This window comes from Pseudomonas sp. T1.Ur (genome assembly GCF_023516725.1).
Classification (GTDB): Bacteria; Pseudomonadota; Gammaproteobacteria; order Pseudomonadales; family Pseudomonadaceae; genus Aquipseudomonas; species Aquipseudomonas alvandae.
This window is the reverse complement of record NZ_JAMGSN010000001.1, coordinates 1,019,279-1,045,484: the sequence shown is the minus strand read 5'-3', so window position 1 is coordinate 1,045,484 and position 26,206 is coordinate 1,019,279. Positions and strand designations below refer to the sequence as shown.

The 26,206-nt window shown below is 61.6% G+C and carries 21 protein-coding genes; 4 read left to right on the top strand and 17 right to left on the bottom strand.

Going from position 1 to position 26,206, the window contains the following annotated elements; all coding sequences use genetic code 11:
* Window positions 1-4 precede the first annotated feature (4 nt).
* The 15 genes from M8Q45_RS04865 to M8Q45_RS04795 all read right to left on the bottom strand — a co-directional run bounded on the left by M8Q45_RS04865 (window position 5) and on the right by M8Q45_RS04795 (window position 19,732).
* Window positions 5-1,075, bottom strand: a complete 1,071-nt coding sequence (locus M8Q45_RS04865; protein WP_249873787.1) for a class I SAM-dependent methyltransferase — start codon at window positions 1,073-1,075, stop codon at window positions 5-7.
* Entirely contained in the window at window positions 1,065-1,922 is an 858-nt protein-coding gene (locus tag M8Q45_RS04860; RefSeq protein ID WP_249873786.1) for an NAD-dependent epimerase/dehydratase family protein, read from the bottom strand. The genes M8Q45_RS04865 and M8Q45_RS04860 overlap by 11 nt, the downstream gene beginning before the upstream one ends.
* Window positions 1,919-3,145 carry a class I SAM-dependent methyltransferase gene (locus M8Q45_RS04855; RefSeq protein ID WP_249873785.1) on the bottom strand — a complete coding sequence of 409 codons (1,227 nt, stop codon included), beginning with the start codon at window positions 3,143-3,145 and terminating at the stop codon, window positions 1,919-1,921. Before M8Q45_RS04855 ends, M8Q45_RS04860 begins: the two co-directional genes overlap by 4 nt.
* Window positions 3,142-3,702: a dTDP-4-dehydrorhamnose 3,5-epimerase gene (gene rfbC, locus M8Q45_RS04850; RefSeq protein WP_249873784.1), complete on the bottom strand. Its 561-nt coding sequence runs from the start codon at window positions 3,700-3,702 to the stop codon at window positions 3,142-3,144. The genes M8Q45_RS04855 and rfbC overlap by 4 nt, the downstream gene beginning before the upstream one ends.
* Complete coding sequence (gene rfbG, locus M8Q45_RS04845) at window positions 3,699-4,772, bottom strand: CDP-glucose 4,6-dehydratase (protein WP_502940531.1); 1,074 nt, start codon at window positions 4,770-4,772, stop codon at window positions 3,699-3,701. Before rfbG ends, rfbC begins: the two co-directional genes overlap by 4 nt.
* Window positions 4,763-5,536: a glucose-1-phosphate cytidylyltransferase gene (gene rfbF, locus M8Q45_RS04840; RefSeq protein ID WP_217860073.1), complete on the bottom strand. Its 774-nt coding sequence runs from the start codon at window positions 5,534-5,536 to the stop codon at window positions 4,763-4,765. Before rfbF ends, rfbG begins: the two co-directional genes overlap by 10 nt.
* Window positions 5,537-5,799: 263 nt before the next feature.
* Complete coding sequence (locus tag M8Q45_RS04835) at window positions 5,800-9,372, bottom strand: glycosyltransferase (RefSeq protein WP_249873782.1); 3,573 nt, start codon at window positions 9,370-9,372, stop codon at window positions 5,800-5,802.
* A 94-nt stretch (window positions 9,373-9,466) separates the two neighbouring features.
* Window positions 9,467-11,032 (bottom strand): flagellar hook-associated protein 3, encoded by a 1,566-nt coding sequence (locus M8Q45_RS04830; protein ID WP_249873781.1) that lies wholly within the window; start codon window positions 11,030-11,032, stop codon window positions 9,467-9,469.
* A gap of 13 nt (window positions 11,033-11,045) precedes the next feature.
* Window positions 11,046-13,112 (bottom strand): flagellar hook-associated protein FlgK, encoded by a 2,067-nt coding sequence (flgK, locus tag M8Q45_RS04825; RefSeq protein WP_249873780.1) that lies wholly within the window; start codon window positions 13,110-13,112, stop codon window positions 11,046-11,048.
* A gap of 10 nt (window positions 13,113-13,122) precedes the next feature.
* Window positions 13,123-14,427 carry a flagellar assembly peptidoglycan hydrolase FlgJ gene (gene flgJ / locus M8Q45_RS04820; protein ID WP_249877265.1) on the bottom strand — a complete coding sequence of 435 codons (1,305 nt, stop codon included), beginning with the start codon at window positions 14,425-14,427 and terminating at the stop codon, window positions 13,123-13,125.
* A 14-nt stretch (window positions 14,428-14,441) separates the two neighbouring features.
* Window positions 14,442-15,512 (bottom strand): flagellar basal body P-ring protein FlgI, encoded by a 1,071-nt coding sequence (locus M8Q45_RS04815; RefSeq protein WP_162488974.1) that lies wholly within the window; start codon window positions 15,510-15,512, stop codon window positions 14,442-14,444.
* Between the two features lie 45 nt (window positions 15,513-15,557).
* Entirely contained in the window at window positions 15,558-16,253 is a 696-nt protein-coding gene (flgH, locus tag M8Q45_RS04810) for a flagellar basal body L-ring protein FlgH (RefSeq protein ID WP_030141114.1), read from the bottom strand.
* Window positions 16,254-16,325: 72 nt separating this feature from the next.
* Complete coding sequence (gene flgG / locus M8Q45_RS04805) at window positions 16,326-17,111, bottom strand: flagellar basal-body rod protein FlgG (RefSeq protein WP_249873779.1); 786 nt, start codon at window positions 17,109-17,111, stop codon at window positions 16,326-16,328.
* A gap of 49 nt (window positions 17,112-17,160) precedes the next feature.
* Window positions 17,161-17,898 (bottom strand): flagellar basal body rod protein FlgF, encoded by a 738-nt coding sequence (locus tag M8Q45_RS04800; RefSeq protein WP_144928307.1) that lies wholly within the window; start codon window positions 17,896-17,898, stop codon window positions 17,161-17,163.
* A 274-nt stretch (window positions 17,899-18,172) separates the two neighbouring features.
* Window positions 18,173-19,732: a sigma-54-dependent transcriptional regulator gene (locus M8Q45_RS04795; RefSeq protein ID WP_249873778.1), complete on the bottom strand. Its 1,560-nt coding sequence runs from the start codon at window positions 19,730-19,732 to the stop codon at window positions 18,173-18,175.
* A gap of 432 nt (window positions 19,733-20,164) precedes the next feature.
* Here M8Q45_RS04795 and phhA point away from each other — a divergent pair, with 432 nt between their 5' ends.
* From phhA to M8Q45_RS04780, 3 genes are all read left to right on the top strand, one after another.
* The gene (gene phhA / locus M8Q45_RS04790) at window positions 20,165-20,950 is read left to right on the top strand and encodes a phenylalanine 4-monooxygenase (RefSeq protein ID WP_249873777.1); all 786 of its coding nucleotides are present in this window, start codon (window positions 20,165-20,167) and stop codon (window positions 20,948-20,950) included.
* A gap of 99 nt (window positions 20,951-21,049) precedes the next feature.
* Window positions 21,050-21,406, top strand: a complete 357-nt coding sequence (locus M8Q45_RS04785; protein ID WP_030141118.1) for a 4a-hydroxytetrahydrobiopterin dehydratase — start codon at window positions 21,050-21,052, stop codon at window positions 21,404-21,406.
* On the top strand, window positions 21,406-22,599 hold the full coding sequence (locus M8Q45_RS04780; protein ID WP_249873776.1) for an amino acid aminotransferase: 1,194 nt from the start codon (window positions 21,406-21,408) through the stop codon (window positions 22,597-22,599). The genes M8Q45_RS04785 and M8Q45_RS04780 overlap by 1 nt, the downstream gene beginning before the upstream one ends.
* A 163-nt stretch (window positions 22,600-22,762) precedes the next feature.
* Here M8Q45_RS04780 and M8Q45_RS04775 read toward each other — a convergent pair whose 3' ends face one another.
* Window positions 22,763-23,326 (bottom strand): NAD(P)H nitroreductase, encoded by a 564-nt coding sequence (locus tag M8Q45_RS04775; RefSeq protein ID WP_249873775.1) that lies wholly within the window; start codon window positions 23,324-23,326, stop codon window positions 22,763-22,765.
* 154 nt (window positions 23,327-23,480) lie between these two features.
* Here M8Q45_RS04775 and M8Q45_RS04770 point away from each other — a divergent pair, with 154 nt between their 5' ends.
* Complete coding sequence (locus M8Q45_RS04770) at window positions 23,481-24,935, top strand: TrkH family potassium uptake protein (RefSeq protein ID WP_249873774.1); 1,455 nt, start codon at window positions 23,481-23,483, stop codon at window positions 24,933-24,935.
* Here the strand turns inward: M8Q45_RS04770 and M8Q45_RS04765 are convergent.
* Window positions 24,892-25,947: an AraC family transcriptional regulator gene (locus M8Q45_RS04765; RefSeq protein WP_249873773.1), complete on the bottom strand. Its 1,056-nt coding sequence runs from the start codon at window positions 25,945-25,947 to the stop codon at window positions 24,892-24,894. The two genes, M8Q45_RS04770 and M8Q45_RS04765, sit on opposite strands and share 44 nt — an antisense overlap.
* Window positions 25,948-26,206: the final 259 nt, after the last annotated feature.

The window sequence follows — 26,206 nt, the reverse complement described above, 5'->3', positions numbered from 1 at the left end:
GCGGTTATTGGAACGAAGCGCTGTCAACGGCGTGGTAGACGTAGCGCCCACCGGTCATCCGCTTGATCTCTTCGAGGTAATTGGAATTCATTACGAACAGGTTGGCGCCTTCTGGCAATGCACTCATGGCTTCTTGCGGCGAAGACACCCGGGCACCCGACAGCGGCAGATATCGCCCCTGCTTGGCCGGATTGATGTCCACTACGCAGTCCACCGCTACACCGGCTCGTTGCAGGAATAGTGAATAGATCACGCCTTTGGAGGATGCGCCCCAGATCGCCGAGCCTCGTTGCGGCGCAGCCTGGACTATCTGCACGGCGCGACCGAGGCTGGCGGTGAATCCGTCGGGCAATTGCAAGGCTGGAACGGGCTGTTCCGGCTTCAGGCGCAACGTGGCCAGATCCGCAACGACGTACAAGTATTGACCGCCGAACAGGTGCCCGGCCTCATACACCGTGCCAAACATCCGGCGCAGGTCATCGAGGCGGAAATAGTTGACGTGTTCGTAGAACAGGTCGAACCAGGCCCGGTGTTCCAGGATCCAGTCCAGGCACGGCACTTCGATGTAAATCTGTCCGCCTCGGTTGGCCGCTGCGATTTCAGCCAGGAAGCCCACCGGATCCTGGATATGCTCCAGCACATGACGCAGCACGACCGCATCGGCCGACAGTCCGAGGTCACGGGTAAACGGCGCCTTGATCACGTCGGCGTTGTCGCCCTCATAGGCCGGGTCGATGCCCGTGATCGCGTAACCACGTTCCTTGAGCAGTTCCAGGAAATAGCCTTTGCCGCAACCGACCTCGATCAATTCCTGGCCGCTGAAATGCCGGCAAATGATCCCCTCCACGTCTGCAAGATGCTTCTGGAACTGAGCGGAATGGGCTTGTTCATTCTGATAGTCGCTGTCATAGCTGAGCTTGTCGGCATCGAACGCCTGGTTGAAAACCAATCCGCTCACTTCGTCCTGGACCAACACCATGTCGGCACTCGCCGAGGCTCTGGCCGACTGCTCATCGGCGAAGGTACGGTTCTGCAGAACCGGAAGGCCAACGGCCCGGTACAGCTCACGTGTCATGTTCGGCTCCCAACAAGGTTTGCAAACGTTCGGCCACGCCCCAGAACGCCATGGGTTCGTGAGTCGGATAGGGATAATGGCCCAGGTTCAGGCGAACGGCTGCGCCACGCTCGCGCAGTCGTGCTTCGACCAGCGCGCGAACCGACACCGGTTCGCCGCTTGAGCAATTGACGACACCATTGAATTCGCGCCGCGACAGCAGACCTGCCAGATAAGCACTCGCTGTTTCGATGGCCAGGTAATCGCGCAACTGCTCGCCACCCGACATATCGAATACCGGTGCTTGGGCATCGATGGCCCGGTCCAGCGCCGCGAGCAGGCTGTTGGGGTTCTGACCGTCGCCGTGCAAATAGAACAGACGTGCCCACTGCAACGTAAACGGGTGCTCGCGTTGCAGGTGTTCAAGAAACAGGCGCAGGGTATTTTTTGCCAAGCCGTAAGGGTTGGCCGGTTGTGGCGCAGTCTGCTCGTCGAGCGGCCCACTCTGCAGGCCATATTCGAAACAGGTACCCGTGACCAACACCTGTCCCACCCCCGCCACGACCGCCTGCTTGATGAACTGATAATCGGCCATCAGGTTATGTTCGAAATGAAACAGTGCCTGGTAATTCGGCAGTCCCGGCCACGCCAGATGCGCCAAGGCATCGACACCCTCGACCAATGCAGCGACGTCCAGCTCTTTTGCATGAACATCGGCCGCGACGAATTCAACCTGGTCGAACCAGGGCTGCGCCTTGGCCGGCTCGACCCGACGCGCAACGGCACGGACCCGACAACCACGCGCGAGCAAAGCCTCGACGAGATGTCGACCGACAAATCCGGTTGCCCCCGTCACCAGCACCTTCATAGGAGCGTCAACTCAGGTACGGCGACTACGAATCGGCCGCCCCACCCACGCACCGCTTCCAATTGCTGGCTGACTTCGCTCAGCAAGTTCCAGGGCAGGACGAGAACGTAGTCGGGTTTCTCTATGGCGATACGCTCAGGCGACACGATAGGAATCCGACTGCCCGGCAAGTACTTGCCCTGCTTGTGCGGATTGGCATCCGCCACCCACGCCAGCAAGTCAGGCTTGACCCCCGCATAGTTGAGCAATGTGTTGCCCTTGGCCGCTGCGCCATAACCGACCACGCGCTTGCTGTCGGCCTTGGCCTGCAGCAGGAAGCGCAGCAAGCCGTGCTTGATGGCTTCGGCGGCCGGCGCCAGAGTGGCGTAATAAGTGGAGGTTTTCACCCCTGCGTCCAACTCGGCCTGCAATTGTTGCTGCACCGAAGCGTCGACGGGCCGTCGAACGCCGTCAGCACGCTGGACGAAGACTCGCAACGAACCGCCATGGGTCGACAGTTGGCTGACATCGAAGACTTCAAGTCCGTTGCGCTCGCACAGGGTTTGCACGGACGTCAGCGACAAGTAGGAAAAATGTTCGTGGTACAGCGTGTCGAACTGCTGTCCGGCCATCAATGTCAGCAGTTGCGGAAACTCGAACGTGGCGACACCGGTTGGCTTGAGCAGAGTGGCAAAGCCGGCGAGGAAATCATTGATGTCCGGCACGTGGGCCAATACGTTGTTGGCCGCCATCAAATCCGCTGCCCAGCCTTCGCCGATCAGTTGCGTGGCCGTTTCGCGACCGAAGAATAACTCACGGATCTCCAGGCCTTTGGCACGGGCGGCCTCTGCGGTGCTGCGTGTCGGCTCGACGCCCAGGCAGGGAATACCGTGCTTGGCCACGTACTGCAACAGATAGCCATCGTTGGCGGCAATTTCCACCACGCGACTGTCAGCACCCAGGTCGAAGCGCTCGACCATCTCGGCAACGTAGCGCTCGGCGTGGGCCAGCCAGGTGCTGGAAAAAGAACTGAAATAGGCATACTCGGCGTCGAACAATGTGTCCGCGCGGGTGTAATCCTCGGTCTGCACCAACCAGCATTGCTGGCACACCGCGACCTTGAGCGGCACCCACTGCTCGGCCTGGTCCAATTGGTCGGCCCGCACATAAGCGTTGGACGGCGGCGAAGTACCGAGATCGATCAAAGGCAAAGCCAGGGCAGTCCCGCAACCTCGGCAGTTCATAGACGCACTCCAGCGAAACGCTCGTCGAGCAAGGGATGGTTGCTGTCCCGGCTCGACAGATTATTGACAGGCAACGGCCACGCAATCGCCAGCCGCGGATCATTCACCGACAGGCCGCCCTCGTGCTCCGGGGCGTAGTCAGCACTGTGCAAGTAAAGCAGCTCGGCGTCGTCGCTCAGGGTCTGGAACCCATGGGCGAATCCAGCCGGGATCAACAGACTGCGGCCATCGCCGGCCTTCAGGTGCTCGGCATGCCAATGCAGGAAGGTCTCGGAATCGGGACGCAAATCCACGGCCACGTCCCAGACTTCGCCACGCAGGCAGGTAATCAGCTTGGCTTCCGGCTGCGCGGCATTCTGATAATGCAACCCGCGCACGCTACCGCGCTCACGTGTGCAGGAGTGGTTGATCTGACGAATATGGAACGGCTGGCCGAATGCGCTCAGGCTGCCTTCGCAGAACAGCCGGGCGAAATGCCCGCGCTGGTCTTCGAAGCGTTTGTGCCGGACGCTGAACAGACCGGCCAGCGGCAATGCCTTCAAGGAAAACTCGCTCACAACGCGCCTCGGTACAGGTTCAGTTGGCCGAGAGTGACTTGACGCATGTCATCACCGTTCTGCCACGCCAAATGCCAATCCAGGGTCTGGGCCAGGCATTGTTGCAACGACCAGCGCGGCTGCCAGCCGAGCAACTGCCGGGCGCGGCTGCTGTCCAGGCGCAACAGGCCAGCTTCGTGCAAATCGCTCGGCTCGATGCGCAGGCCGGGCGCTTGCGGCCAACGCTCGGCCAGCAGCTGGACGACTTCACCGACACTGCACATATCGGCGTCACTTGGACCGAAATTCCAGGCACCGGCAAACTCCGGCCCTTGTTGATACAGGCACTCAGCCAATTGCAGATAACCGGCCAACGGCTCCAGGGCGTGCTGCCAAGGACGAACGGCTTGCGGATAACGCAGCGTCACCGGCTCGTCTGCCGACCAGGCTTTAAGCACGTCGGGAATCAGACGCTCGGGAGCGAAATCACCGCCACCCAGCACGTTGCCGGCCCGCGCCGTCGCCAAGGCCAGGCCATGTTCGGCATAGCGCTCAGCCGAGAAGAATGAGGCGGCATAAGACTGCGCCAGCAATTCGCAGCAGGCCTTGCTGCTGCTATAGGGATCGTGACCGCCCAGGGCCTCGTTTTCGCGGTAGGGCCATAACCATTCCTGGTTGGCGTAGACCTTGTCCGTGGTGACCAACACACACGCCTTGACGCCGCCCACCTGGCGAACCGCTTCCAGCAGGTTGAGCGTGCCCATGACGTTGCTGGAATACGTGCCCAGCGGATCGCGATAACCTTCGCGCACCAAAGGCTGCGCCGCGAGGTGCAGGACGATCTCCGGCTGCACGTCGGCCAGCAGCTCCAACAAGGCGCCGAGGTCGCGCAAGTCACCACGCCGGTCATCGATGCCCTCGCCCACGCGGGCCAGCTCGAACAGGTTCGGCTGGGTGGCCGGGTCAAGAGAAAAACCACTGACCTTGGCCCCCAGGCTTTGCAGCCACAGCGTCATCCAACTGCCCTTGAAGCCGGTATGGCCGGTGACCAGTACGCGCTTGCCACGCCAGAATTCCGCTTTCAAGACCATTGTTTCCATGGGGCCTCGCCGCTTTGCCAGAGGGCTTCGAGGTGGTTTTTGTCCCGCAGGGTGTCCATCGGATGCCAGAAACCATCGTGCTGGAACGCCTGGAGCTGCTGCTCGGTCGCCAGCGCCGCCAGCGGCTCGGCTTCCCAGGAAGTCTGGTCATCGGCGATATAAGGCAAGACCTTCGGCGAGAGCACAAAGAACCCGCCATTGATCCAACCGCCATCACCCCGTGGTTTTTCGGTGAAACCCAGGACAGCATCACCGTCGCGCTCCAGCGCACCGTAACGTCCCGGAGGTTGGACCGCCGTCACGGTGGCGAGCTTGCCGTGGGACAAATGGAAATCCACGAGCGCGCCAATATTGAGGTCCGACACGCCATCACCGTAGGTGAAGCAGAACGCCTCTTCATTTTCAAGGTAACGCGCCGCCCGACGCAGACGCCCGCCGGTCATGGTTTCTTCACCCGTGTCGATCAGCGTCACGCGCCATGGCTCGCTGTAGTTCTGGTGAACGTCCATGCGGTTGTTGCACATATCGAAGGTGACATCGGAGGTGTGCAGGAAGTAGTTGGCGAAAAAGTCTTTGATGGCGTAGCCCTTGTAGCCCAGGCAGATGACGAAGTCGTGGATTCCATGGGCGGAATACTGCTTCATGATGTGCCAAAGAATTGGCTTGCCACCGATCTCGATCATCGGCTTGGGCTTGAGGTGCGACTCCTCGCTGATCCGCGTGCCGAGACCACCTGCCAAGATAACTGCCTTCATCGTCTCCCCTCTCGTTCATCACCGGGCTCGGCCAAGCGTTGTTTCGCTTTGCGGGCACGGGGATTACACCTTCGATGCCGATCCGAGCGCTGCGATAGGCCGCGAGCGCTCGTTTTATGGCGATATGAGGGGGTCTTGCAGGAAACGCGCCAGCTCTGGCGGGACGAATCGGCGGTGGAGGTCACTCAGACGGCCGCACGCGGCCTTTGTGGCGAGGGAGCCAACTCCCCCACCGCGACGGTGAACGCTGCATAGGGCAACGATCAATCCGGCAACCACCCCCACAACCAATGCTGCAGGTTCTTGCCGCTGAGCATGTAGTCCCGCAACACCGCTTCGCGCAGTTCGTCGCCCATGCGGTAGCTGGCGTCCGGGTCGGCCAGGTGCATGCGGATGGCCGCGATCCATTCCTCGGTGCTGTTGCTGCGCACTTTGGTGCAGGGCAGGAAACCGTCGTAGGCCTTGGTGTCGGTGCAGATTACGGGATAGCCACACGCACCGTACTCCAGCAGGCGCAGGTTGCTCTTGCAGTCGTTGAAGATGTGGAATTCCAGCGGGGCCAGGGCCAGGTCGAGGTTCAAGCTGGCCAGTTTGAATGGGTAGGTGCCCAGGCCGACCGAACTGTGAAACTCGTGGATATACGGACGCAGTGCATCGGGGCACATACCGAAGAACACCCACTCCACTTCATTTGCCAGCTCACGCACCACGTCCGCGATGATTTCCAGATCACCACTGTGACTGGTCCCGCCCCCCCAGCCCACGCGAGGCTTGGAGGACGTGCCGCGCCGGCTGGTCAGCTTCGCCCAGGGCTCGGGCGTCAACATATTAGGCACGATACGGATTTCATTGTGCATGCTGGACAAGGCGTCAGCGAGCGAAGGCGTGGTCACCACCACGCGATCACACAACCCGATGCCTTCACGCAGCATCTGCTCGATATTGGCCGGCTTGTTGCGCGCGTGCGTGTTTTTCTTCGGTGCCTGGACGACGTAATCGTCGAGTTCGAAGATCCGCAAGGCACCGGAGTATTTCTTCATGCGAAGAATATCGCCGGCGGCCCCTTCGCTGTAGCGCCCCTGCAATACGATCGTATCCGGCGACAGGCGCTCGATCTCGACGGTGGAAGGCGACTCGTAAGCGACCCGGGCGATGACTCGTCCGGCGGCCTCCAATTCGGCCAACGGCGCCGTGACACGATAATGACCGACTGCAGTGGCGTTGACTGGCAAGCCAAGTATCAATGGCAGGGCCCGGGTGCAGAACGGGTTCCAGTTATTGCGCAGCGACGGTTCCAGGCTGAAACTGGACGCCCCCAGACTCAGCGCAGGATTGTAGGCCGGATCCCGGGCAACCTGCGGCAGCCATTTGCGATAAAAGACTTCGCGCTCGCGCTCCACCAACGGGGGTTCTTCAGATTGGGCAGCGGTCAGTTGTGGGGCGACCTTCATGACCGTGGCGTAAGGCGTCCAGACCACAAGGTAGCCGCTTTTACCTGCGCGCAGGCACAGGTCGACATCGCTGAGACCAAGAGTAAAGGACGCATCGTCCAGGCAGCCGAGTTCATCGAAAACCTGCTTGCGCACCATCAGACAGTCGCCGCTGACCGAACTCCAGTTCTGGGTCGTATGCAACCGTTGCATGTAGCCGCGCGAAGCCGCCGCTTCGCCGTAGAACGGCGTGCCCACGGGCCCGGCCAGCCCAAGAATCTGCCCTCCACCTGCAATCGCGCCCTGGGGATTCAGTATCCGGGCGCCGACCACGGCGACTTCTGGGCGCTGGGCTTGATTGAGCATCTCGTCCAGCCAGTCACTTTCGCAAACAACCAGATTCGAACTGAGCAGAAGCAGGTAGTCCCCCCGGGCCTGGCCAGCAGCAAAGTTATGAACCGCGGCATCACTGCCCTCGCCGGCGTATCGCAACACTCGCAACATGCTCGCGCCCAACTGCGACATGTTCTCCAACCAATCGAGCATGGCTGGGTCTCGAACACCGCTGTCCACGATCAGGATTTCATAATGAGGATAGGCCGTGCGCTCGATCAGGCTCTCGGCACAACGCTGCAAGGCTGCGAGCGAATCACCGGTGCGCAGGATGATCGATACCAGGGGGCGCTTGCCGTGTCGGTAGTCGATGCGGTTGATCAACGGCAACGTGTCCGGGGAAATGCCATGATCGATGCCGATACGGTCCAGGTGCGCGCCCACCAACCGGGCATTGCCCTCGATAACCTCGGGCAGCGATAACCATTGGGCGAAACTCTGGACCGACTCGACCTGGATTTCCGCGATGTGTTCGATGGTCTGGGGACCGGCCTCTTCCACCAGGCGCCACAGCAGATCGTGAGGGGCCAGCTCACCGTGATTCGGTTCAAAGCCACCAAGGGCCATGAATCGTTCACGCTCGAAAGCCAGGGTCCGACCGACATAAGGGTAGGCGCGCATCAAGTCCAGGTTGAAATCCGGTTTGAACACCGGCTCGAAGGACTCCCCATCCACCAACGCGCCTTCATCACTGTAGACGCAAAGGATGCCCGGCCTTCCGGCAACGCGCTCGGCCAGGATCAGCAACGCCGAATCGCGCAGCACGTCGCCCGCGCGCAGCACGTAGAACCAGTGCGCGCCTTCCAGCTGCGGAACGATGGCATTGAACTGACTCGGCCAATCGGCGTGATAAGGCAGCTGCAGCACTCGTTCTTCCACTTCGCGATGAGCATCGGAAAGCACCACTACGGCCTGGGCTGGGTACAACTGGTCCTTGATGCTACGTAACGTCACTGCAAGCGACGTCGAATCGCCGAGAGCGTCGATGACCAAAGGCACGATGTTCGGCCGAAACGGCCAACTATCGATGCGCGCGGGCATGACGCGTCGCTCCACCTCACTGAACCGGCGGACGGCCAGCCATTCGCGATAAAAGTCCGCATAACTCTCACTTTGCGCCCCCACTCGACCATTCACGACGGTATTGCGGTTGCCCAATACACGGGTTACGCAGAGTTCCTGCCAGGCATGCGGCTCATCGGTGATCTTGTCCAGGTCAATGCAGCGCACCCAACCCGAGGCCGGCGCCGCTTCGCCGTTGCGTGTGACGAGCATCTGCGCCAGCCATTCCAACTCGGTTTTTGTTGCCTTGAGCATTTCCGGGGTCTTGCTCAAGCGCTCCGAGTAGAGGCGCTCGATACTTAACACGGTATTCAAGGCAATCAGGTTGCCGCGTCGCATCAGGCAGACAAACAAGGCGAAGTCGAGCACCGCGACAAAACCGGCACCGTCCTGTATCAAGGCGGGCAGCAGTTCCAGCACATCGGCCCGACGCATAAGGGTCGAACTGAAATTGCCAACAAAGTTGGTCAGTGTGCTCTCAAAAATTGCCAACATGTCATCGCCCTTGAGCAAGGCGTCATTGGGCGAGAAGCGGCAGTTGTCCACCCGGGGCGGCAAGATGAAGTTGCCTGCGTCGCACAACAGACGCAGCGCGAATACCACGCTGACATCAGCATGTTCCAGCAACGCCTGGGCCTGCATCGCAATGCACGGTGCGAATAGACGGTCGTCATCGCACAGTACCTTGATGAACTCGCCCTGCGCCTCTTCGACACAACGCAACAGGTTGCCCTGCAGTCCCAGCCGTTGAGGGTTTTTCAGATAGCGGACCGGATGGGCCGGCTCTTTGAAAGACGCGACTATGTCGCGGATTTCATCGCCAGGCGAATCGTCGCAAACGATGATTTCAACGTTTTCGTAGGTCTGGGCCAGGGCACTGAGCAGTGCCTGGTCGAAAAACCGAGGGTTGTAGGCAGGAATGACGATGCTGACGAGGGGAAGTGACTTCACGGTTAAAACTCTCGAGCGGCGGGCCCCGGCCTTTTCAGGTCGGAGCCCCGGAACCGCTTAAAAAAAGACGGTTGGCGGCTCGGTCGATACCGGCTCAGATCTTGTTGAACAGACCCAACTGGGCGATCTTGCTGAACGCCAGTTGCGAGGCTTGCAGCATGGTCTGTTGCAACGTCAGGCGGGTCATCACTTCGGCCGCATCGGAATCGCGGATCGACGATTGGGTCTGGTTGTTGGCCAGGATCAGGCTCTGGTTGGTGTCGCTCTGGGTTTCCAGAGCGGCACCACGACCACCCACGGAGCTCAGGGCGCTGGACAACTGATCGGTGCCGCTTGCCAGGTTGCCGATACCGGACGCGAGCGAAGCCTGCAGTTTCTGCAACGCGATCGGGTTGCCGCTGGCAGGCGTGCTCAGGGCTGTCTTCAACTGGTTCACGGTGTCCAGGATGTTCTGGGTTTCGTGGGTGTTGACCGCGATGCTGAACTGATCGTCCGCGGCTGGCGTACCGTCCAGGGTAAAGCTCACGCCCGAAGCGGTGGCGACGTTACCCGCCAGGGTGCCGCTGGACACCGGTTGGCTGTTAGCCGTCAGCGGCGCCGCGTAAAGATCGAAGTCGGTGGCGCTGGTGAACTTCAGCACGGCCGCCCCCGTAGGGAAACTGGCGTGGTAGGCCACCGGGTCGGTGATCTGGCTGCCGGTGATCTGCACCGCGGTCGGGTTGCCGGGACTGCGCATCGGAACAAAGGTGTCCGGCTTGGCCGCCAGGGTGAAGGTATGGCCTGGCAACACCGTGCCAGGGACATCACCCGTTTGCAGATTGATATTCAGCGTCAGTTCCAGGCCACGGAACTGGACCGCCTGCCCGCTCTTGCTGTTAGGGTCGAACGCGCCGCCCTGGCTGGCTTCGGCGGTCACATCATTGCCGAGCGAGTCGGTGATTTTCAGTTGCGTGCCGCTGGTGAACTCAACGGTGTACGGCTCGCCGCTGCGGAATTTGCTGTTGTAGCTGACACTGGACGACACCTGGCCGTCGGACAAGACCACGCGCCCGTCATCCACCGGCGGCGCGGTGCGGGTGACCTGGCTGCGACTGGTGTTGACGGCTTGCTGGAACACTTCCCAGCCGGTGCTGTTGGTGGCCATCGACATCGTGTCGCCGATCGGCAGGTCGAGCGTCACCTGGTCACCGTTGTAGCTGTAGCTGCCATCGGTGTTGCGGGTAAAAGGGATGGTGTCGCCCTTGGAACCGGCGAAGATGTACTTGCCGTTTTCGTCCTTGCTGTTCATCAGGCTCAGCAATTGTTCTTCGATCTGTGCCAGCTCCGAAGCGTTGGCCTGGCGGTCGGCGTCGGTGTAACCAGCGTTGCCGGCACCGACAGCCAGTTCCTTGGCGCGCTGCAGCACGTTGCCAATGCTGGTCATCACTGATTCGGTGGCGCCCAGGGTGGCCTTGATCGTGTTGGTGTTGGCTTCGTACTGGGACAGCATCGAGGCCTGGTTGCCCAGTTGCAGCAGACGCGAAGCCCCCACCGGATCATCGGCGGCGGTGTTCACACGCACCAGGCTGCTGGCTTCTTCGCTGGTCTTGACCACATTGGCGAAGTTTTTCTGGTAGTTCGCAGCCGTGCTTTCGTAGAACTGAGAAGTAGAAATGCGCATGGGCTACGGCTCCTTAAAGACTGTTGATCAATGTGCTGAAGATTTCCTGCGCAGCCTTGATGATCTGCGAAGACGCGGTGTAGTACTGCTGGAACTTGACCAGATTGCCGGTTTCTTCATCCAGGTCCACGCCCGACAGCGAGTCGCGGGCGTTCTTGGCGTTGTCCAGGATCGCACCGGTGGCGGCGCTGTCGAGCTTGCCCTGGGCGGCCTTGGCGCCGACGCCTTCCACCAGCTTGCCGTAGGCATCGTTCAGGGAAATGCCTTTGCTGGCCGAGTTGGTGTCCACGGTCTTGGCGGTCTGCAAGCCGGCGAGCGCGGTACCGTTACGGTTGTCCAGGCTGCCGGGCTGGCTGAGGCTTATATCGATGCCGGCACCGTCGGATGGTGCGCCGGCGATGGACATGTCGAACGTGACAGTGCGCTGCACCGGCGGTACGGACGAGTCCATGATCGGGGCGCCGGTGGAATCCTTGAGCGGAACGCTCAGGCTCAAGGTGTTGCTCTGGCCAGGCTTGATCGTGCCGCTGCTGATCAGGCCACCCTTGGCATCGAGCAACTGGTAAGCCTGGCTGGTGCCACCGGCCGACGTCGCGCCGAACACCACCTTGACCGGCATCGAATTCTTGATGCCGTTCTGGATGATGCTGGTGGTGGCTTCATCGTAGATGTCCAGCTTCGTCGTCATGGTCGGCTGGCCGCTGGCCGGAATGGTCAGCGTGCCGCTGCCGCCCGGCGTGATGGCGGCGCCCAGCGGGGCGGCAATCGCCAGCCGCTTGGAGTCGGTCATCTCGGTCTTGATGCTGCCCGCCGCGTTGCGGGTCGGGGTGATCTTGAACGAATCGCCGGCGGCGGCAGTGCCGCTGGCGAAGGTCAGCGAGAAGCCATCGACCACCGGTGCCGGCGTGGTGGCGGTGTTGAACGCCCCCATAGACGTGTTATCCGGCAGGCGCTGCACGGTGTAGTCGGTGGCGCTGGTGAAGGTGATCTTGTAGTCGTTGGTGGTCAGCTTGCCGGTGTCTTCGATGGACACGTTGAAGTTGCCGGACCCGGCGCTGTTGCCCAGCGAGGCGACGCTGCGCTGGCTCATCTGGGCGGCGCTGTTGATGCTGCTGAACAGGTTGGAACCAAACGCACCGTTCTTGTCGATACCCGAGGCCTGGATGCTGTTCATCTGGTCGGCGACAACCAGTGCCACGCGGCCCAGCTCGTTCATGGCCGGGTCGAGCACGGTGGTGCGGTAGCGCATCAGGCCGCCGATCTCACCGCCGGTCATGACCTGGGTGATGTCCATGACACTGGAGCCGCTGTTGAGCTGGATGCCAATGCGGCCGGGATCGTTCTTGTCCGGCACCGCTTCCAGTTTGTTGGTGATGTTGCCCATCACCAGTGGCTGGCCGGACCCCAGGTAGATGTCCAGGCTGCTGCCGTTCTCGACCACCTGAGTGCCGGTGAAGGTCGACAGTTGGCGAATGGTCTCGCTGCGGGCGTCGAGCAGGTCGTTCGGCGCGCCGCCGGCGTTGGAGACCTCGGCGATTTTCTTGTTCAACTGGGCGACGGTGGTGGCCAGATTGTTGATCTGCTCGACCATGTTCGACAGGTTGCCGTTGATGTTCTGGCTCTGCTCCGTCAATTGGCTGGCAACCGAGTTGAAACGGTTGCTCAAGGCCTGGGCATCGCTGAGCAGCAACTGGCGGGACGCGTCGTCGCCCGGCTTGGCGTTGACGTTCTGCACCGAGGCGAAGAATTTGGTCAGCGCGCCGTTGAGGCCGGTGCCGCTGTCCGACAGCAGGGAATCGAGCGGGGTGATCTGACCTTGGTAGGCCGCCGCATCGCTGTTGAGCGAAGTGGTGGTCTTCAGTTGTGCTTCAAGGTACGAGTTATAGACCCGGCGCACATCCGCCAGGGTCGTGCCGGAGCCGATGAACACGTTGCCGTACTGGTTCGACGCCTTGGTGGTCTGCACGGTCTGCTGACGTGAATACCCAGCGGTATCGACGTTGGCGATGTTGTTACCCGTGGTCACCAGTGCGGTCTGGCTTGCGGACAGACCCGACATCCCGATATTGAGCAAACTCATGGTTCAGACCTTATAAAGTCGTGGTGGCACCGGCCGACGCGTAGTTCTGGTAACTCGTCATCTGCCGGGCTATGTTCGAAATCTTGCTGGCGTAGTTCGGGTCGGTGGCGTAACCGGCCTTCTGCAACTCGCGTACAAACTGTTCCGGGTTATCGGCAGACTTGAGCACAGCTTGATAGCGATTGTTGCTTTGCAGCAGGTTGACCAAGTCGTGGAAGCTGTCGCGGTACGAGGCGTAGGAACGGAACTCGGCCGTCTCCTTGACCATCTCGCCATTGCGGAATTCGCTGGTGATCGCCCGCGCCGAATCGCCCGTCCAGTTCTTGCTGGCCTTGATGCCGAACAGGTTGTGGCTGCTACTGCCATCGGGCTGGCGCATGACCGATTTGCCCCAACCGGTTTCCAGGGCAGCCTGGGCCACCAGGTAGCGTGGGTCGAGGCCGATACGGTCGGCGGCTTCCTTGGCCATTGGCAGCATGGCGTTGACGAATTCGTCGGCATCGCGGAAGGCCTTGCGGGCCGGCGCCAGGGGCGGCTGGGCCACGGCGCGGCCATAGACCTGCATGTCGCCTTTCGGCTCGGCAGCCTTGAGCGCGGCCAGCCAATCGCCGTTGGCCAGTTCGCCGGTGGCCGGCTTCACGGCAGCGACAGCGCGGTCTGGCAAGAGGTTCTGCGCCGGGGCGTCGAGATGAGTCGACGCCGAAGGCACCAAGCCGGCGAGCAAGCGATCCGCCAATTTTGGCGGCAAGGCCAGGCGGCGCTGGTTGAGCAATTCCATGTCGTTGCGGTGCTCGCCCTCGCCCGCCCCGTGCGGCGTGCTCACGGCGCGCGAGGCCCAGAGCGGACGCTGGCCGTTGCTGCGCGACAAAGGCCCGTCGGGCAGCGTTCCGGCCGCAACAGGCGTGGGCACCGCAGCCTTGGTGGCCTTGTCCAGCGCTTCCTGCTGCTTGGCCGCCGACAGCGTGGCCGCTTCGCCGGGCGCCAAGGGTTTGTTCTTGGACATCTGGCGCAGCAGCACATCCGCCAGGCCGATACCGCCGCCCTCGCGGGACATGGAAACGGCCAACTGCTGGTCGTACATCTCCTGGTACTGCTTGGCTTCCGGCGTGTTCATCGGATTGTCCTTGCCCAGGGCCTCGGTGGCCGAACGCATGGACTTGAGCATTTCGCCGAGGAACAGCGACTCGAATTCCTGCGCCACCTTGCGCAGGTTGCCGTCGCTGTTCTTGTCGCCAACCTTGAGCTGGTTGAGGCGATTCAAGTCCGAGTAGGAACCCGAATCCCCGCTGACCAAGGCGCCTTTGCGCATATCCACCATGGCCGCGTTCCTTAAATCACGATCAGGTCGGCTTGCAACGCGCCGGCCTGCTTCAAGGCTTCAAGAATCGCCATCAGGTCGCCCGGTGCCGCGCCGACCTGGTTCACCGCCCGGACGATCTCATCCAGGGTGGTGCCCGGGCCGAACTTGAACATCGGCTTGGCTTCCTGCTCGGCATTGACCCGCGAACGCGGGACCACGGCGGTCTGGCCGTTGGACAACGGGCCCGGCTGGCTGACGATCGGGTCTTCGGTGATGGTCACGGTCAGGCTGCCGTGGGTCACGGCGGCCGGCGAAACCTTGACGTTCTGGCCGATCACGATGGTGCCGGTGCGCGAGTTGATGATGACTTTCGCCACCGCCTGGCCTGGATCGACTTCGAGGTTTTCCAGGATCGACAGGTAGTCGACCCGCTGACTCGGATCCAGTGGCGCGGTGACGCGAATCGAGCCGCCGTCGATGGCCTGGGCCACGCCTGGGCCGAGCATGTCGTTGATCTTGTCGACGATGCGCTTGGCCGTGGTGAAGTCGGAACGGTTGAGGTTCAAGGTCAGGCTGTTGCCCTGGTTGAAACCGCTTGGCACGGCACGCTCAACCGATGCACCGCCAGGGATGCGACCGGCCGACGGAACGTTGACGGTGATCTTCGAACCGTCGCGGCCCTCGGCGTCGAAACCGCCCACCACCAGGTTGCCCTGGGCGATGGCGTAGACGTTGCCGTCGATACCCTTGAGCGGGGTCAGCAACAAGGTGCCGCCACGCAGGCTCTTGGAGTTACCGATGGACGACACGGTGATGTCCACTTGCTGGCCGGGCTTGGCGAACGCCGGCAGATCGGCACTGACCGACACCGCCGCGACGTTTTTCAACTGCACGTTGCCGGAACCTGCCGGCACCTTGATGCCGAACTGCGACAACATGTTGTTGAAGGTCTGCAGGGTGAACGGGGTCTGGGTGGTCTGGTCACCGGTACCGTTGAGGCCCACGACCAGGCCGTAGCCGATCAACTGGTTGGAACGCACGCCGGAAATACTGGCGATGTCCTTCAGGCGCTCGGCTTGAGCGGTGAAGGCTGCCGACATCACCAGGGCTCCGATCAACAGCTGCTTAAGATTCAACTTGACCACCTAGAAAGGGAACTTCGGGCTGAGGAAGAAACGGTCGAACCAACCTGGCTGACTCGCATCGGCAAAGGCACCAGTGCCCGAATAGGTGATGCGCGCATCGGCCACGCGAGTGGACGAAACGGTGTTATCGGTGGCGATGTCATCGGCCCGGACCATGCCGGCGATGCGCACCAGTTCGTCACCGGTGTTGAGCGTCAGCCACTTCTCGCCCCGCACAACAATGATGCCGTTGGGCAGCACATCGGCGACGGTCACGGTGATCGAACCGGTCAGGCTGTTGCTCTGGCCCGACTTGCTGTCGCCCTTGGTGGCGCGGTCGGCACCGTAGCCGGCGTTGAGGCTCAGGTCGTTGCTGCCGATCGGGTTGTTGGTGGTCAAGCCCGAACCGAACAGCGACGTCAGGCCGACGCTGGTCTGGCTGGTCTTGTCCATTTGCGAGTTGGCGTTCTTGCTGGCCTGGGTCCGCTCGTTCAGGGTGATGGTGATGATGTCACCGACCCGGAAAGCCTTGCGGTCGCTGTACAGGTTCTGCTCGAAACCGGCCTGGTAGATCGAACCGTTGTTGGCGGCCGCCGGCAACGGTGTGCGCGGCAACACCGGAGCGTAGTACGGGTCATTGGGCCTTGGCGTTGGCGCGACACAACCCGCCAGTGCGGTGATCCCACTCAATGCCAGAACAGATACGAAGCGATTCATGACCCTACCTCTTGGTGTTGCAGGCGACCCTGGGGCCGCCCTGTCTACGTGATGACGAATGTTGCGACGCGATTACAGGTTCTGCGTGACGAACGAGAGCATCTGGTCGGCGGTGGAGATCACCTTGGAGTTCATCTCGTAGGCGCGCTGGGTGGTGATCATGTTGACCATCTCCTCGACCGTGCTCACGTTGGAGGTTTCCAGGGTGTTCTGCAGCGTGGTGCCGAAACCGTTCAGGCCAGGCGTGCCGATTTGCGGCGCGCCACTGGCGGCGGTTTCCAGGAACAGGTTGTTGCCCACCGCTTGCAGGCCGGCCGGGTTGATGAAGTCGGCGGTTTGCAGGTTGCCGATCACCTGTGAGGCCGGGTTGCCCGCAATGGTGATGGACACGGTGCCGTCGCGGCCCACGGTAAAGGTCTGGGCATCGTTCGGAATGATGATGGCCGGTTCCAGGGCGAAACCACTGGCGTTGACGATCTGGCCATTGGAGTCGAGGTGGAAGGTACCGTCACGGGTGTAGGACGTGGTGCCGTCCGGCTGCAGGATCTGGAAGAAACCGCGACCGTCGATGGCCATGTCCAGCGGCTGCTCGGTGGTTTGCAGGCTGCCGGCGTTGAAGTTCTTCTGCGTGCCAACGATGCGCACACCAGTACCCACTTGCAGGCCCGACGGCAATTCGCTGTCCTGGGTCGATTGGGCGCCTGGCTGGCGTTTTACCTGGTACAGCAGGTCCTGGAACTCGGCGCGATCACGTTTGAAACCCGTGGTCGAAACGTTCGCCAGGTTGTTGGAAATGGTGGTCAGGTTGGTGTCCTGGGCGGACAGGCCTGTTTTGGCAACCCATAGAGCCGGAAGCATTCGATTCTCCTCGTACGCCTGTTTTTCGGCGCAGCGCTGTAATTAATGATTAGATCTGCAAGACCCGAGCCATGGCTTCATCGCCTTCTTTGGCGGTGTTCATCATCTTGACGTGGAGCTCGAATTGCTTGGCCAGGGCCAGCACCGAAGTCATTTCATCCACGGCGTTGACGTTGCTCGCCTCCTGGAACCCCGACACCAGCTGCACGTTGGCATCGATGGGCGCCGGCTGGCCGTCCTTGGTACGGATCGAACCGTCCAGGCCCTTGGTCATGTTCTTCAGGTCCGGGTTGACCAGCTTGATGCGGTCCACTTCAGCCATCACACGCGGCCCTTCGCCCATGGCGCGGATGCTGATGGTGCCGTCCTGGCCGATTTCGATTTTCTGCTCCGGTGGCACGGCGATCGGCCCGCCATTGCCCATCACCGGCATGCCGTTGCCGGCCCGCAGCACGCCCAGGGCGTCAACATTGAGGCTGCCAGTGCGCACGTAGCTTTCACCGCCATCGGGGTTTTGCACCGCCATCCAGCCCGGCCCGCTGACCGCCACGTCCAGGTCGCGACCGGTTTGCACCAGCGCTCCCGGGGTGAAGTCAGTGGCAGGCCGCTCGGACATGGCAAACGCCCGCGCCGGAAAGCTGTCGCCGAACACCGGCATCGAACGTGCCTGCTCCAGGTCTTTCTGAAAACCATTGGTGGAGATGTTCGCCAGGTTGTTGGCATGGGCCCGCTGCGCCAGTGCGTTCTGGCTGGCGCCGGTCATTGCCACATAAAGGTACTTGTCCACTGTCGTTCCTCTGCATGCCGGACGTTTGCCGCCCACTGCTGTGTTGCACAGCCTTAAGCAAATTGCAGACCAACTTTTTTCTGGCGCTGACCGACCCGGTAAACAAAGGACTTGAGGGGATCGGAAGGGATTATGGAAACGTATCGAAGACGAAAAACCGGCGGTGTCATGCCGGTGGGTGGCAATGCTTGTCCTTGAGTAATGACCGCTGCCGCCATCGTCGGATCGCCGGCGATCCGACGATGAGGCCAGCAAAAAAACAACAGATAAATAGCTATGACTCGGTTTTGCCGACTTCGTACTCGCGCAACTTATTGGCAATGGTCGTATGGGAAACCCCCAGCCGCTTGCCCAGTTGCCGGCTGCTCGGGTGTTCGGAATACAAACGCTCCAGCACCGCTTTCTCGAAACGCCCAACGATCTCGTCCAGCCCGCCCTCAAGGGAAAAATCGCCAAGGGGCTGACGCACCCCGTAGTCCGGCAGGCGGATGTGCTCGGCTTTCACCTTCCCGCCATCGCACAGGGAAACCGCCTGGAACAGCACGTTTTCCAACTGCCGGACATTGCCCGGCCAATGGTAATGGCTGAGACGATCCATCGCCGCCGGGGCCAGCTTGGGCAGTGGGCAGCCGATCTGGCGACTGGCCTGGTCGAGAAAATGCTCGACCAGCGGGGCCAGCCCGTCGAGGCATTCGCGCAGCGGGGGGATATGTAGGGAAAGTACGTTCAAACGGTGATACAAGTCCTGGCGGAATTCGCCTCGGGCGCAGAGTTCGGACAAATCGACCTGGGTCGCGCAGATCACCCTGACATCCAGGTACACCTCTTCATCGCTGCCTACGCGGCGGAAGCATCCGTCCTGCAGGAAGCGCAGCAATTTCACCTGCAGACGAGGGCTCATTTCCCCGACCCCGTCGAGAAACAGCGTACCCCCCGCCGTCAGTTCCAGCAGCCCGAGCTTGCCTTCGGCCCGAGCCCCTTCGAAGGCGCCAGGGCCGTAGCCGAACAGTTCGGTCTCGGCCATCGACTCCGGCAACCCGGCGCAGTTAAGCGCCATCAGCGGCGACTGCCCGCGCGGACTCGCCAGGTGACAGGCGCGGGCCAGCAGTTCCTTGCCCGTGCCGGTTTCGCCTTCGATCAACAGTGGCGCGTCCAGCGGCGCCATGCGCCGGGCCTCCCGGACTACCGCGGCCATCACTTTTGAACTCTGGAAGATACTGTCGAAGCCGCGCAGTTCCTGCTTGCGCACGTTGTAGATGCGTTCGCCGACCCGATCAGCGCGGTGCAGGGTCAACACCGCGCCGGCCATGGCCTCGCTGTCGTCATGCTCCGATTGCAGCGGCGCGATGTCGGCCAGGAACACATCGCCCTTGACCTTGACCCGCAGCCCATTGATCCGCGACTGGTTGGCGCGCACCAGCTCCGGCAGGTCGAAATCCTCGGCGTAGCGGGACAACGGGATTCCCGGCACCTCGTCCACCCGCACCCCGAGCAACTGCGCCGCCGCCCGGTTGGCCGCGACGATGGAGCCGCCCATGTCGATCGACAACACCGGGAACTCCAGGGCGCCGAGCAAGGCGTTGAGCTCCATGTGCCGACGCTCGCTGGGCATAAGGCCTACGCGCTTGACGCCAAACACCCCGGCAATGCCTTCGAATTTCGGACGCAACGCCTGGAACTGGATGTTGATCAGGTTCGGGCAATGCAGGTAGATCGCGTTGCCATGCTCGCCCCCCACTTCACCCCGGGCGACGTTGATGCCGTATTCCACCAGCAGGTTGAGGATGTCCCGCAGGATGCCGATGCGGTTCTGGCAATGGACTTTGATGCGCATAAGAGGCCCGATGTTTGTTGGAAATTCGTAGCGAGGTTGCTTCCGCCCGTAGGCGCTGCCGAACGAAGCGAGGCTGCGATCTTTTCGCAGACAGTTAAATCTCAAGCGAAAAGATCAAGATCAAAAGATCGCAGCCTTCGGCAGCTCCTACACGGTGCGGACCGGTTGCTCGCCATGAGGTTTTTTTTGCATGGCGACGGAAATAATCGTCAAGATTATGTGACAGTTGTAGGAAGTTTCCCAAGCGAAAATGCCTGAGACGGCGTGACACCTCGCGAAACGTAACGAAAACTTTACGATATGAGCCCTGGCGCACCGCCGGTCCTCGGAAGGGCCTGCTGCGAACACCTCTGCTTCGGGTTATCTCTAATGCATCGCTGGACATAACAACAAACAAGTCATCCCCCTGAGGGAAATCAGCAGGAGAGCAGCATGAAGCAGACGCAGTACGTGGCCCGCGAGCCCGATGCGCAGGGTTTTATCCACTACACCGCTGAAGAACATGCGGTGTGGAACACGCTGATCACCCGCCAGCTCAAAGTCCTCGAGGGCCGTGCGTGCCAGGAATACCTGGACGGCATCGACAAGCTGGGCCTGCCCCACGACCGCATTCCGCAGCTGGGGGAAATCAACAAAGTCCTCGGCGAAACTACGGGCTGGCAGGTTGCCCGGGTGCCGGCGCTGATCCCCTTCCAGACGTTCTTCGAGTTGCTCGCCAGCAAGCAGTTTCCGGTCGCGACGTTTATTCGCACCCGTGAAGAACTGGATTACCTGCAAGAGCCGGACATTTTCCATGAGATCTTTGGCCATTGCCCGCTGCTGACCAACCCCTGGTTCGCTGAATTTACCCACACCTACGGCAAACTCGGCCTACAGGCATCCAAGGAAGAGCGTGTCTATCTCGCTCGCCTGTATTGGATGACCATCGAATTCGGCCTGGTCGAAACCTCGCAAGGCCGGCGCATCTACGGCGGCGGCATTCTTTCGTCGCCCAAGGAAACCGTGTACTGCCTGTCGGACGAGCCGGAGCACCAGGCCTTCGACCCGCTGGAAGCCATGCGCACGCCGTATCGCATCGACATCCTGCAGCCGGTGTATTTCGTGTTGCCTGAACTCAAGCGCCTGTTCGACCTGGCCCACGAAGACATCATGGGGATGGTCAAGCGCGGCCGGGAACTGGGCCTGCACGCGCCAAAATTTCCACCGAAAGCGGCGTGAACCGCCATTTTTGATCTCAATTGAGTCTGTTGCACGACACGGCTTTGCTTTAGCGTGGGTGCATCGACGTTTTTCAAATATTCGATCCGGGAACACACCATGAACACTCTGAACCAAGCCCACTGCGAAGCCTGCCGCGCCGATGCACCGCAAGTCAGCGACGAAGAACTGCCGGTACTGATCAAGCAGATCCCGGACTGGAACATCGAAGTTCGCGACGGCGTCATGCAGCTGGAAAAAGTTTTCCTGTTCAAGAATTTCAAGCACGCCCTGGCGTTCACCAATGCGGTCGGTGAGATCTCCGAGGCCGAGGGGCACCACCCAGGCCTGCTCACCGAGTGGGGCAAAGTCACCGTCACCTGGTGGAGCCACTCCATCAAGGGCCTGCACCGCAACGACTTCATCATGGCCGCTCGCACCGACGAAGTGGCCAAGACCGCCGAGGGCCGCAAGTAATGCATTTCGATGCCATCGGCCGGGTGCCCGGCGACCCGATCCTCGGCCTGATGGAGGCCTACGGGGCGGACAGCAACCCTGGCAAGTTCGACCTGGGCGTAGGCGTCTATAAGGATGCCCAGGGCCTGACGCCCATTCTGCAGTCGGTGAAACAGGCCGAGCAGCGACTGGTGGATCGCCAGGTCACCAAGACCTACATCGGTGGTCATGGCGACGCCGCGTTCGGCCAGTTGATCAACGCACTGGTCCTGGGGGCGGACTCACCGCTGATCGCCGACAAACGCGCCGGCGCCACCCAGACCCCGGGCGGCACCGGCGCCCTTCGCTTGAGTGCCGACTTCATTGCCCAATGCCTGCCGGGCCGTGGCGTCTGGTTGAGCAACCCGACCTGGCCGATCCACGAAACCATCTTCGCCACGGCCGGCGTCAAGGCCAGCCATTACCCTTATGTAGGCGCTGATAACCGCCTGGATTTCGAGGCCATGCTGGCAACCTTGGGCCAGGTGCCGAAGGGTGACGTGGTGTTGCTGCATGCCTGCTGCCACAACCCGACCGGCTTCGACCTGTCCCACGACCAATGGCGCCAAGTGCTGGACGTGGTGCGCAGCCGCGACCTGCTGCCATTGATCGATTTAGCCTACCAAGGCTTTGGCGATGGGCTGGAGCAGGACGCCTGGGCCGTGCGGTTGTTTGCCGAAGCGTTGCCCGAAGTGCTGGTCACCAGCTCCTGTTCGAAGAACTTCGGCCTGTACCGCGACCGAACCGGTGCGCTGATCGTCTGCGCCCGCGATGCCGAAAAACTGACGGACATTCGCAGTCAATTGGCCAACATCGCCCGCAACCTGTGGTCGACGCCGCCGGATCATGGCGCGGCGGTGGTGGCGACAATCCTCGGCAATCCGGAACTCAAGGGTTTATGGGCCGACGAAGTGGAAGCCATGCGCCTGCGCATCGCGCAACTGCGCAGCGGGCTGCTGGAAGCGCTCGAACCCCACGGGTTGCGTGAGCGCTTTGCCCATATCGGCGTGCAGCGGGGAATGTTCTCCTACACCGGCCTTGCCCCGGAACAGGTCCGGCACCTGCGCGAGCGCCACAGCGTCTACATGGTCGGCACCGGCCGGGCCAACGTGGCGGGTATCGATGCCACGCGCCTGGATGCGCTGGCGGTGGCGATTGCGGATGTTTGCAAGTAATCGGAGCACACGTTGTAGGAGCTGGCGAAGCCTGCGATCTTTTGATCTTGATCTTGATCTTGATCTTGATCTTTCGCTCACGACTCAATGAGCAGAGGAAAGATCGCAGCCTCGTTGCACTCGGCAGCTCCTACGCAGCTCCTACGCAGCTTCTACGCAGCGCCTACAGGCCTGTCCACTCCCGGACAAACAGCCCGATATCTTCCTGCGGCGCCGTGCGCGCCTCTTTCTGCGGGGTACCCAGGTAGAGGAAGCCAATCACCTCTTCGCCTTCTTCAAGTCCCAGCCCCCTGGCCACATGCGGCGAGTAAGCCAGTTCACCCGTGCGCCAGACCCCGCCGATTCCCTGGGCATAAGCCGCCAGGAGGATGCCATGGGCCGCGCAGCCGGCCGCCAGCAGCTGCTCGGATTTCGGAATCTTGAAATGGTCCTGCAGGCGGGCGATCACCACCACGACCAGAGGCGCGCGCAACGGGCCGTTAAGCGCCTTTTCCACCACGGCTTCGGCCACCAGCGGGTCGTTGAAGCGTGCCGCTTCGGCCAGCAGTTCACCCATGCGATGGCGCGCCTGCCCTTCGACTGTCAGGAAACGCCATGGCCGCAACTGACCATGGTCGGGCGCACGCATCGCGGCGGCGAACATCACTTCGCGCTGCTCCGGCGTGGGCGCCGGGTCCACCAGGCGCGGGACGGAAACACGGTTGAGCAAAGCGTCGAGAGCCTGCATCGGCCACCTCCTGGAAAAAATGTTCGGCTATTCTAGGGCTTGTACCGCCAGTTCGTTAGTTCAAATTCAGTTACAAGCGACACCGGACGCCGGTTTACATGCCACCTGTCGCAGGTAGAATGGCGCCCTTTCCTCTTCAGCCCGAGCGGACTTCATGGCGTTGCCGACCCTGCGGATCATTGGTTTCATCATCGGCATCTTCCTGATCACCCTGGCGATCTTCATGGTCGTGCCGATGGCGACGCTGCTGGTCTTCGAACGCACCAGCGACCTGCCCTCGTTCCTCTGGTCGAGCATGATCACGTTTGTCGCCGGCCTGGCCCTGATCCTTCCCGGACGCCCGGAACACGTGCACCTGCGCCCCCGGGACATGTACCTGCTGACCGTCAGCAGTTGGCTGGTGGTGTGTGTCTTCGCCGCGCTGCCCTTTTTGCTGACCCAACACATCAGTTACACGGATTCATTCTTCGAAAGCATGTCGGGGATTACCGCCACCGGAGCGACGGTATTGAGCGGCCTGGACACGATGTCGCCGGGCATCCTGATGTGGCGCTCGTTGCTTCACTGGCTCGGCGGTATCGGCTTTATCGGCATGGCCGTGGCGATCCTGCCGCTGTTGCGCATCGGTGGCATGCGGCTGTTCCAGACGGAATCGTCCGACCGCTCGGAAAAAGTCATGCCGCGCTCGCACATGGTGGCGCGACTGATCGTGGCGTCCTACGTGGGCATCACCATCCTCGGCACCCTGGCGCTCTGGTGGGCCGGGATGAGCCTGTTCGATGCGATCAACCATTCGATGTCGGCGATTTCCACCGGTGGTTTCTCCACCTCGGACCTGTCCCTGGCCAAATGGACCCAGCCAGCGGTGCACTGGGTCGCGATCGTCATCATGATCCTCGGCAGCCTGCCGTTCGCCTTGTACGTTTCGATGCTGCGAGGCAATCGCCGGGCGCTGATCAAGGACCAGCAAGTCCAGGGGCTGATCGGCGTGCTGCTGATTACCTGGCTGGTGCTTGGCACCTGGTATTGGGCGACCACCGACCTGCATTGGCTCGACGCGCTGCGACACGTGGCGCTGAACGTGACATCCATTGTCACCACCACCGGTTTCGCCCTGGGGGACTACAGCCTGTGGGGCAATTTCTCGCTGATGCTGTTCTTCTACCTGGGATTCGTCGGCGGCTGCTCGGGCTCGACCGCCGGCGGGATCAAGATTTTCCGTTTCCAGGTTGCCTATATCCTGCTCCGGGCCAACCTTAATCAACTGATTCACCCGCGTGCGGTGATCAAGCAGAAGTACAACGGCCATCGCCTCGACGAAGAAATCGTGCGGTCGATCCTGACCTTTTCGTTCTTCTTCGCCATCACCATCTGTGTGATCGCCTTGCTGCTGTCCCTGTTGGGCGTGGAGTGGATGACGGCGTTGACCGGCGCGGCGAGCACGGTCTCTGGCGTCGGCCCGGGGCTCGGCGAGACCATCGGCCCGGCCGGCAACTTTGCCCCGCTGCCGGACGCGGCCAAGTGGATTCTCTCGGCTGGCATGCTGCTGGGCCGATTGGAGATCATTACGGTGTTCGTGCTGTGTATTCCGGCGTTCTGGCGTCACTGACCGGCTTGGCCACGCCCCGTGCCCGGTATTCGCCGGGCGTGGTACCAAACCAACGGCGGAAGGCCCGAAAAAAGTTGCTCGGGTCGGCAAACCCCAACAGATAAGCGATTTCCAGCAAGGTCATGCCCGGCTGCGCCAGGTATTGCTCGGCCAGCTCGCGCCGGGTGTCGTCCAGCAGACTCTGGAAGCTGGTGCCCTCTTCCTGCAACCGCCGCTGCAAGGTGCGTTGCGACAGGTGCAGCGTCTGCGCCACCACGTCACGCTTGGGCTCGCCCTGGGGCAGCAGCCGACACAGCACTTGGCGCGCCTGGTGAGTCACGCGACTGCCGGAGAACCGCGCCAGGTATTCCCCCGCAAACCGGTCATGGAGCAGCGCCATGGCCTCGTTGGCGGTGGGCAACGGCGCCTCCATGTCGCCACGCTGGAAAATCAGCGCGTCGCAGGAAGCATCGAACACCAACGGCGCGCCAAAGGCGCGTTGATAAGGTGCAACGTCAACAGGTTCGGCGCCCTGGAACAGAACCTTCACCGGATGCAAGGGCCGTCCGGTCAGCCAGTTGCACAGGGCCAGCGCGCAGGCCAGCGACGCTTCGGCGCTTTGCCGGGTCGGAGGCAGATGATCGCCATGGACCGTCAGGATCAACCCGTAGCCTTCTTCCAAGCGACGGAAGCTCAGGTCTGCACTTTCGGCAATGATCCGCTGATAACGCACTAGCCGCTGGAACCCTTCGGCCAGCGTCCGACTGGACATCAACGCGTAGCCGACCACATGGAACGATGCCGGGCGCACCACCTTGCCCAGGTTCAGGCCGATGGCCGGGTTGCCCGACAACTCCACCGCCAATTGCCAGAGCCGCGTCATCGAGTCTTGGGGGAAACGCGCGTCGGGATCGTCCAGCGCCTCGAAATCCAGCCCCAATTGCTTGAACAGCGCCCGACAGTCCAGGCCGTCCATTTCCAACGCCTTGACAATCCCCATCGCCCAGCTTGAAGAAGTGGTTCGTTCGCTCATGACGTTTACTTGCATGACGAGCCGCAGGGTACGGCTGGATTTGCGAAGGATATCAGTGTCCTGTCTTATGAATACGTTCCTTTTTGACGAGTGGCTGTTGTCGTCAGGCAAGGCGCCGCGACAAGTCATAGCCCGCTATGGCGAGGAGCGGCAACGCAGCATGGCGGCAACAGACCCCGTCCAAAAGGAACAGTATTTGTAAGACAGGACACTAGAGTGGCGCTGATTGTCACTGGCTGTTGCGAATGACCGCTCTAAA

Excerpts from the sequence above, each read along its gene's own strand:
- rfbG (WP_502940531.1), bottom strand. The coding sequence starts at position 4,772 with ATGGTCTTGAAAGCGGAATTCTGGCGTGGCAAGCGCGTACTGGTCACC.
- M8Q45_RS04795 (WP_249873778.1), bottom strand. The coding sequence starts at position 19,732 with ATGCGCATCAAAGTCCATTGCCAGAACCGCATCGGCATCCTGCGGGAC.
- flgK (WP_249873780.1), bottom strand. The coding sequence starts at position 13,112 with ATGAGTTTGCTCAATATCGGGATGTCGGGTCTGTCCGCAAGCCAGACC.
- M8Q45_RS04855 (WP_249873785.1), bottom strand. The coding sequence starts at position 3,145 with ATGAACTGCCGAGGTTGCGGGACTGCCCTGGCTTTGCCTTTGATCGAT.
- M8Q45_RS04775 (WP_249873775.1), bottom strand. The coding sequence starts at position 23,326 with ATGCAGGCTCTCGACGCTTTGCTCAACCGTGTTTCCGTCCCGCGCCTG.
- flgH (WP_030141114.1), bottom strand. The coding sequence starts at position 16,253 with ATGAATCGCTTCGTATCTGTTCTGGCATTGAGTGGGATCACCGCACTG.
- M8Q45_RS04780 (WP_249873776.1), top strand. The coding sequence starts at position 21,406 with ATGCATTTCGATGCCATCGGCCGGGTGCCCGGCGACCCGATCCTCGGC.
- rfbF (WP_217860073.1), bottom strand. The coding sequence starts at position 5,536 with ATGAAGGCAGTTATCTTGGCAGGTGGTCTCGGCACGCGGATCAGCGAG.
- M8Q45_RS04860 (WP_249873786.1), bottom strand. The coding sequence starts at position 1,922 with ATGAAGGTGCTGGTGACGGGGGCAACCGGATTTGTCGGTCGACATCTC.
- M8Q45_RS04865 (WP_249873787.1), bottom strand. The coding sequence starts at position 1,075 with ATGACACGTGAGCTGTACCGGGCCGTTGGCCTTCCGGTTCTGCAGAAC.
- M8Q45_RS04830 (WP_249873781.1), bottom strand. The coding sequence starts at position 11,032 with ATGCGCATTTCTACTTCTCAGTTCTACGAAAGCACGGCTGCGAACTAC.
- M8Q45_RS04765 (WP_249873773.1), bottom strand. The coding sequence starts at position 25,947 with ATGAGCGAACGAACCACTTCTTCAAGCTGGGCGATGGGGATTGTCAAG.
- phhA (WP_249873777.1), top strand. The coding sequence starts at position 20,165 with ATGAAGCAGACGCAGTACGTGGCCCGCGAGCCCGATGCGCAGGGTTTT.
- M8Q45_RS04770 (WP_249873774.1), top strand. The coding sequence starts at position 23,481 with ATGGCGTTGCCGACCCTGCGGATCATTGGTTTCATCATCGGCATCTTC.
- flgG (WP_249873779.1), bottom strand. The coding sequence starts at position 17,111 with ATGCTTCCGGCTCTATGGGTTGCCAAAACAGGCCTGTCCGCCCAGGAC.
- M8Q45_RS04785 (WP_030141118.1), top strand. The coding sequence starts at position 21,050 with ATGAACACTCTGAACCAAGCCCACTGCGAAGCCTGCCGCGCCGATGCA.
- M8Q45_RS04815 (WP_162488974.1), bottom strand. The coding sequence starts at position 15,512 with ATGTCGGCAGCCTTCACCGCTCAAGCCGAGCGCCTGAAGGACATCGCC.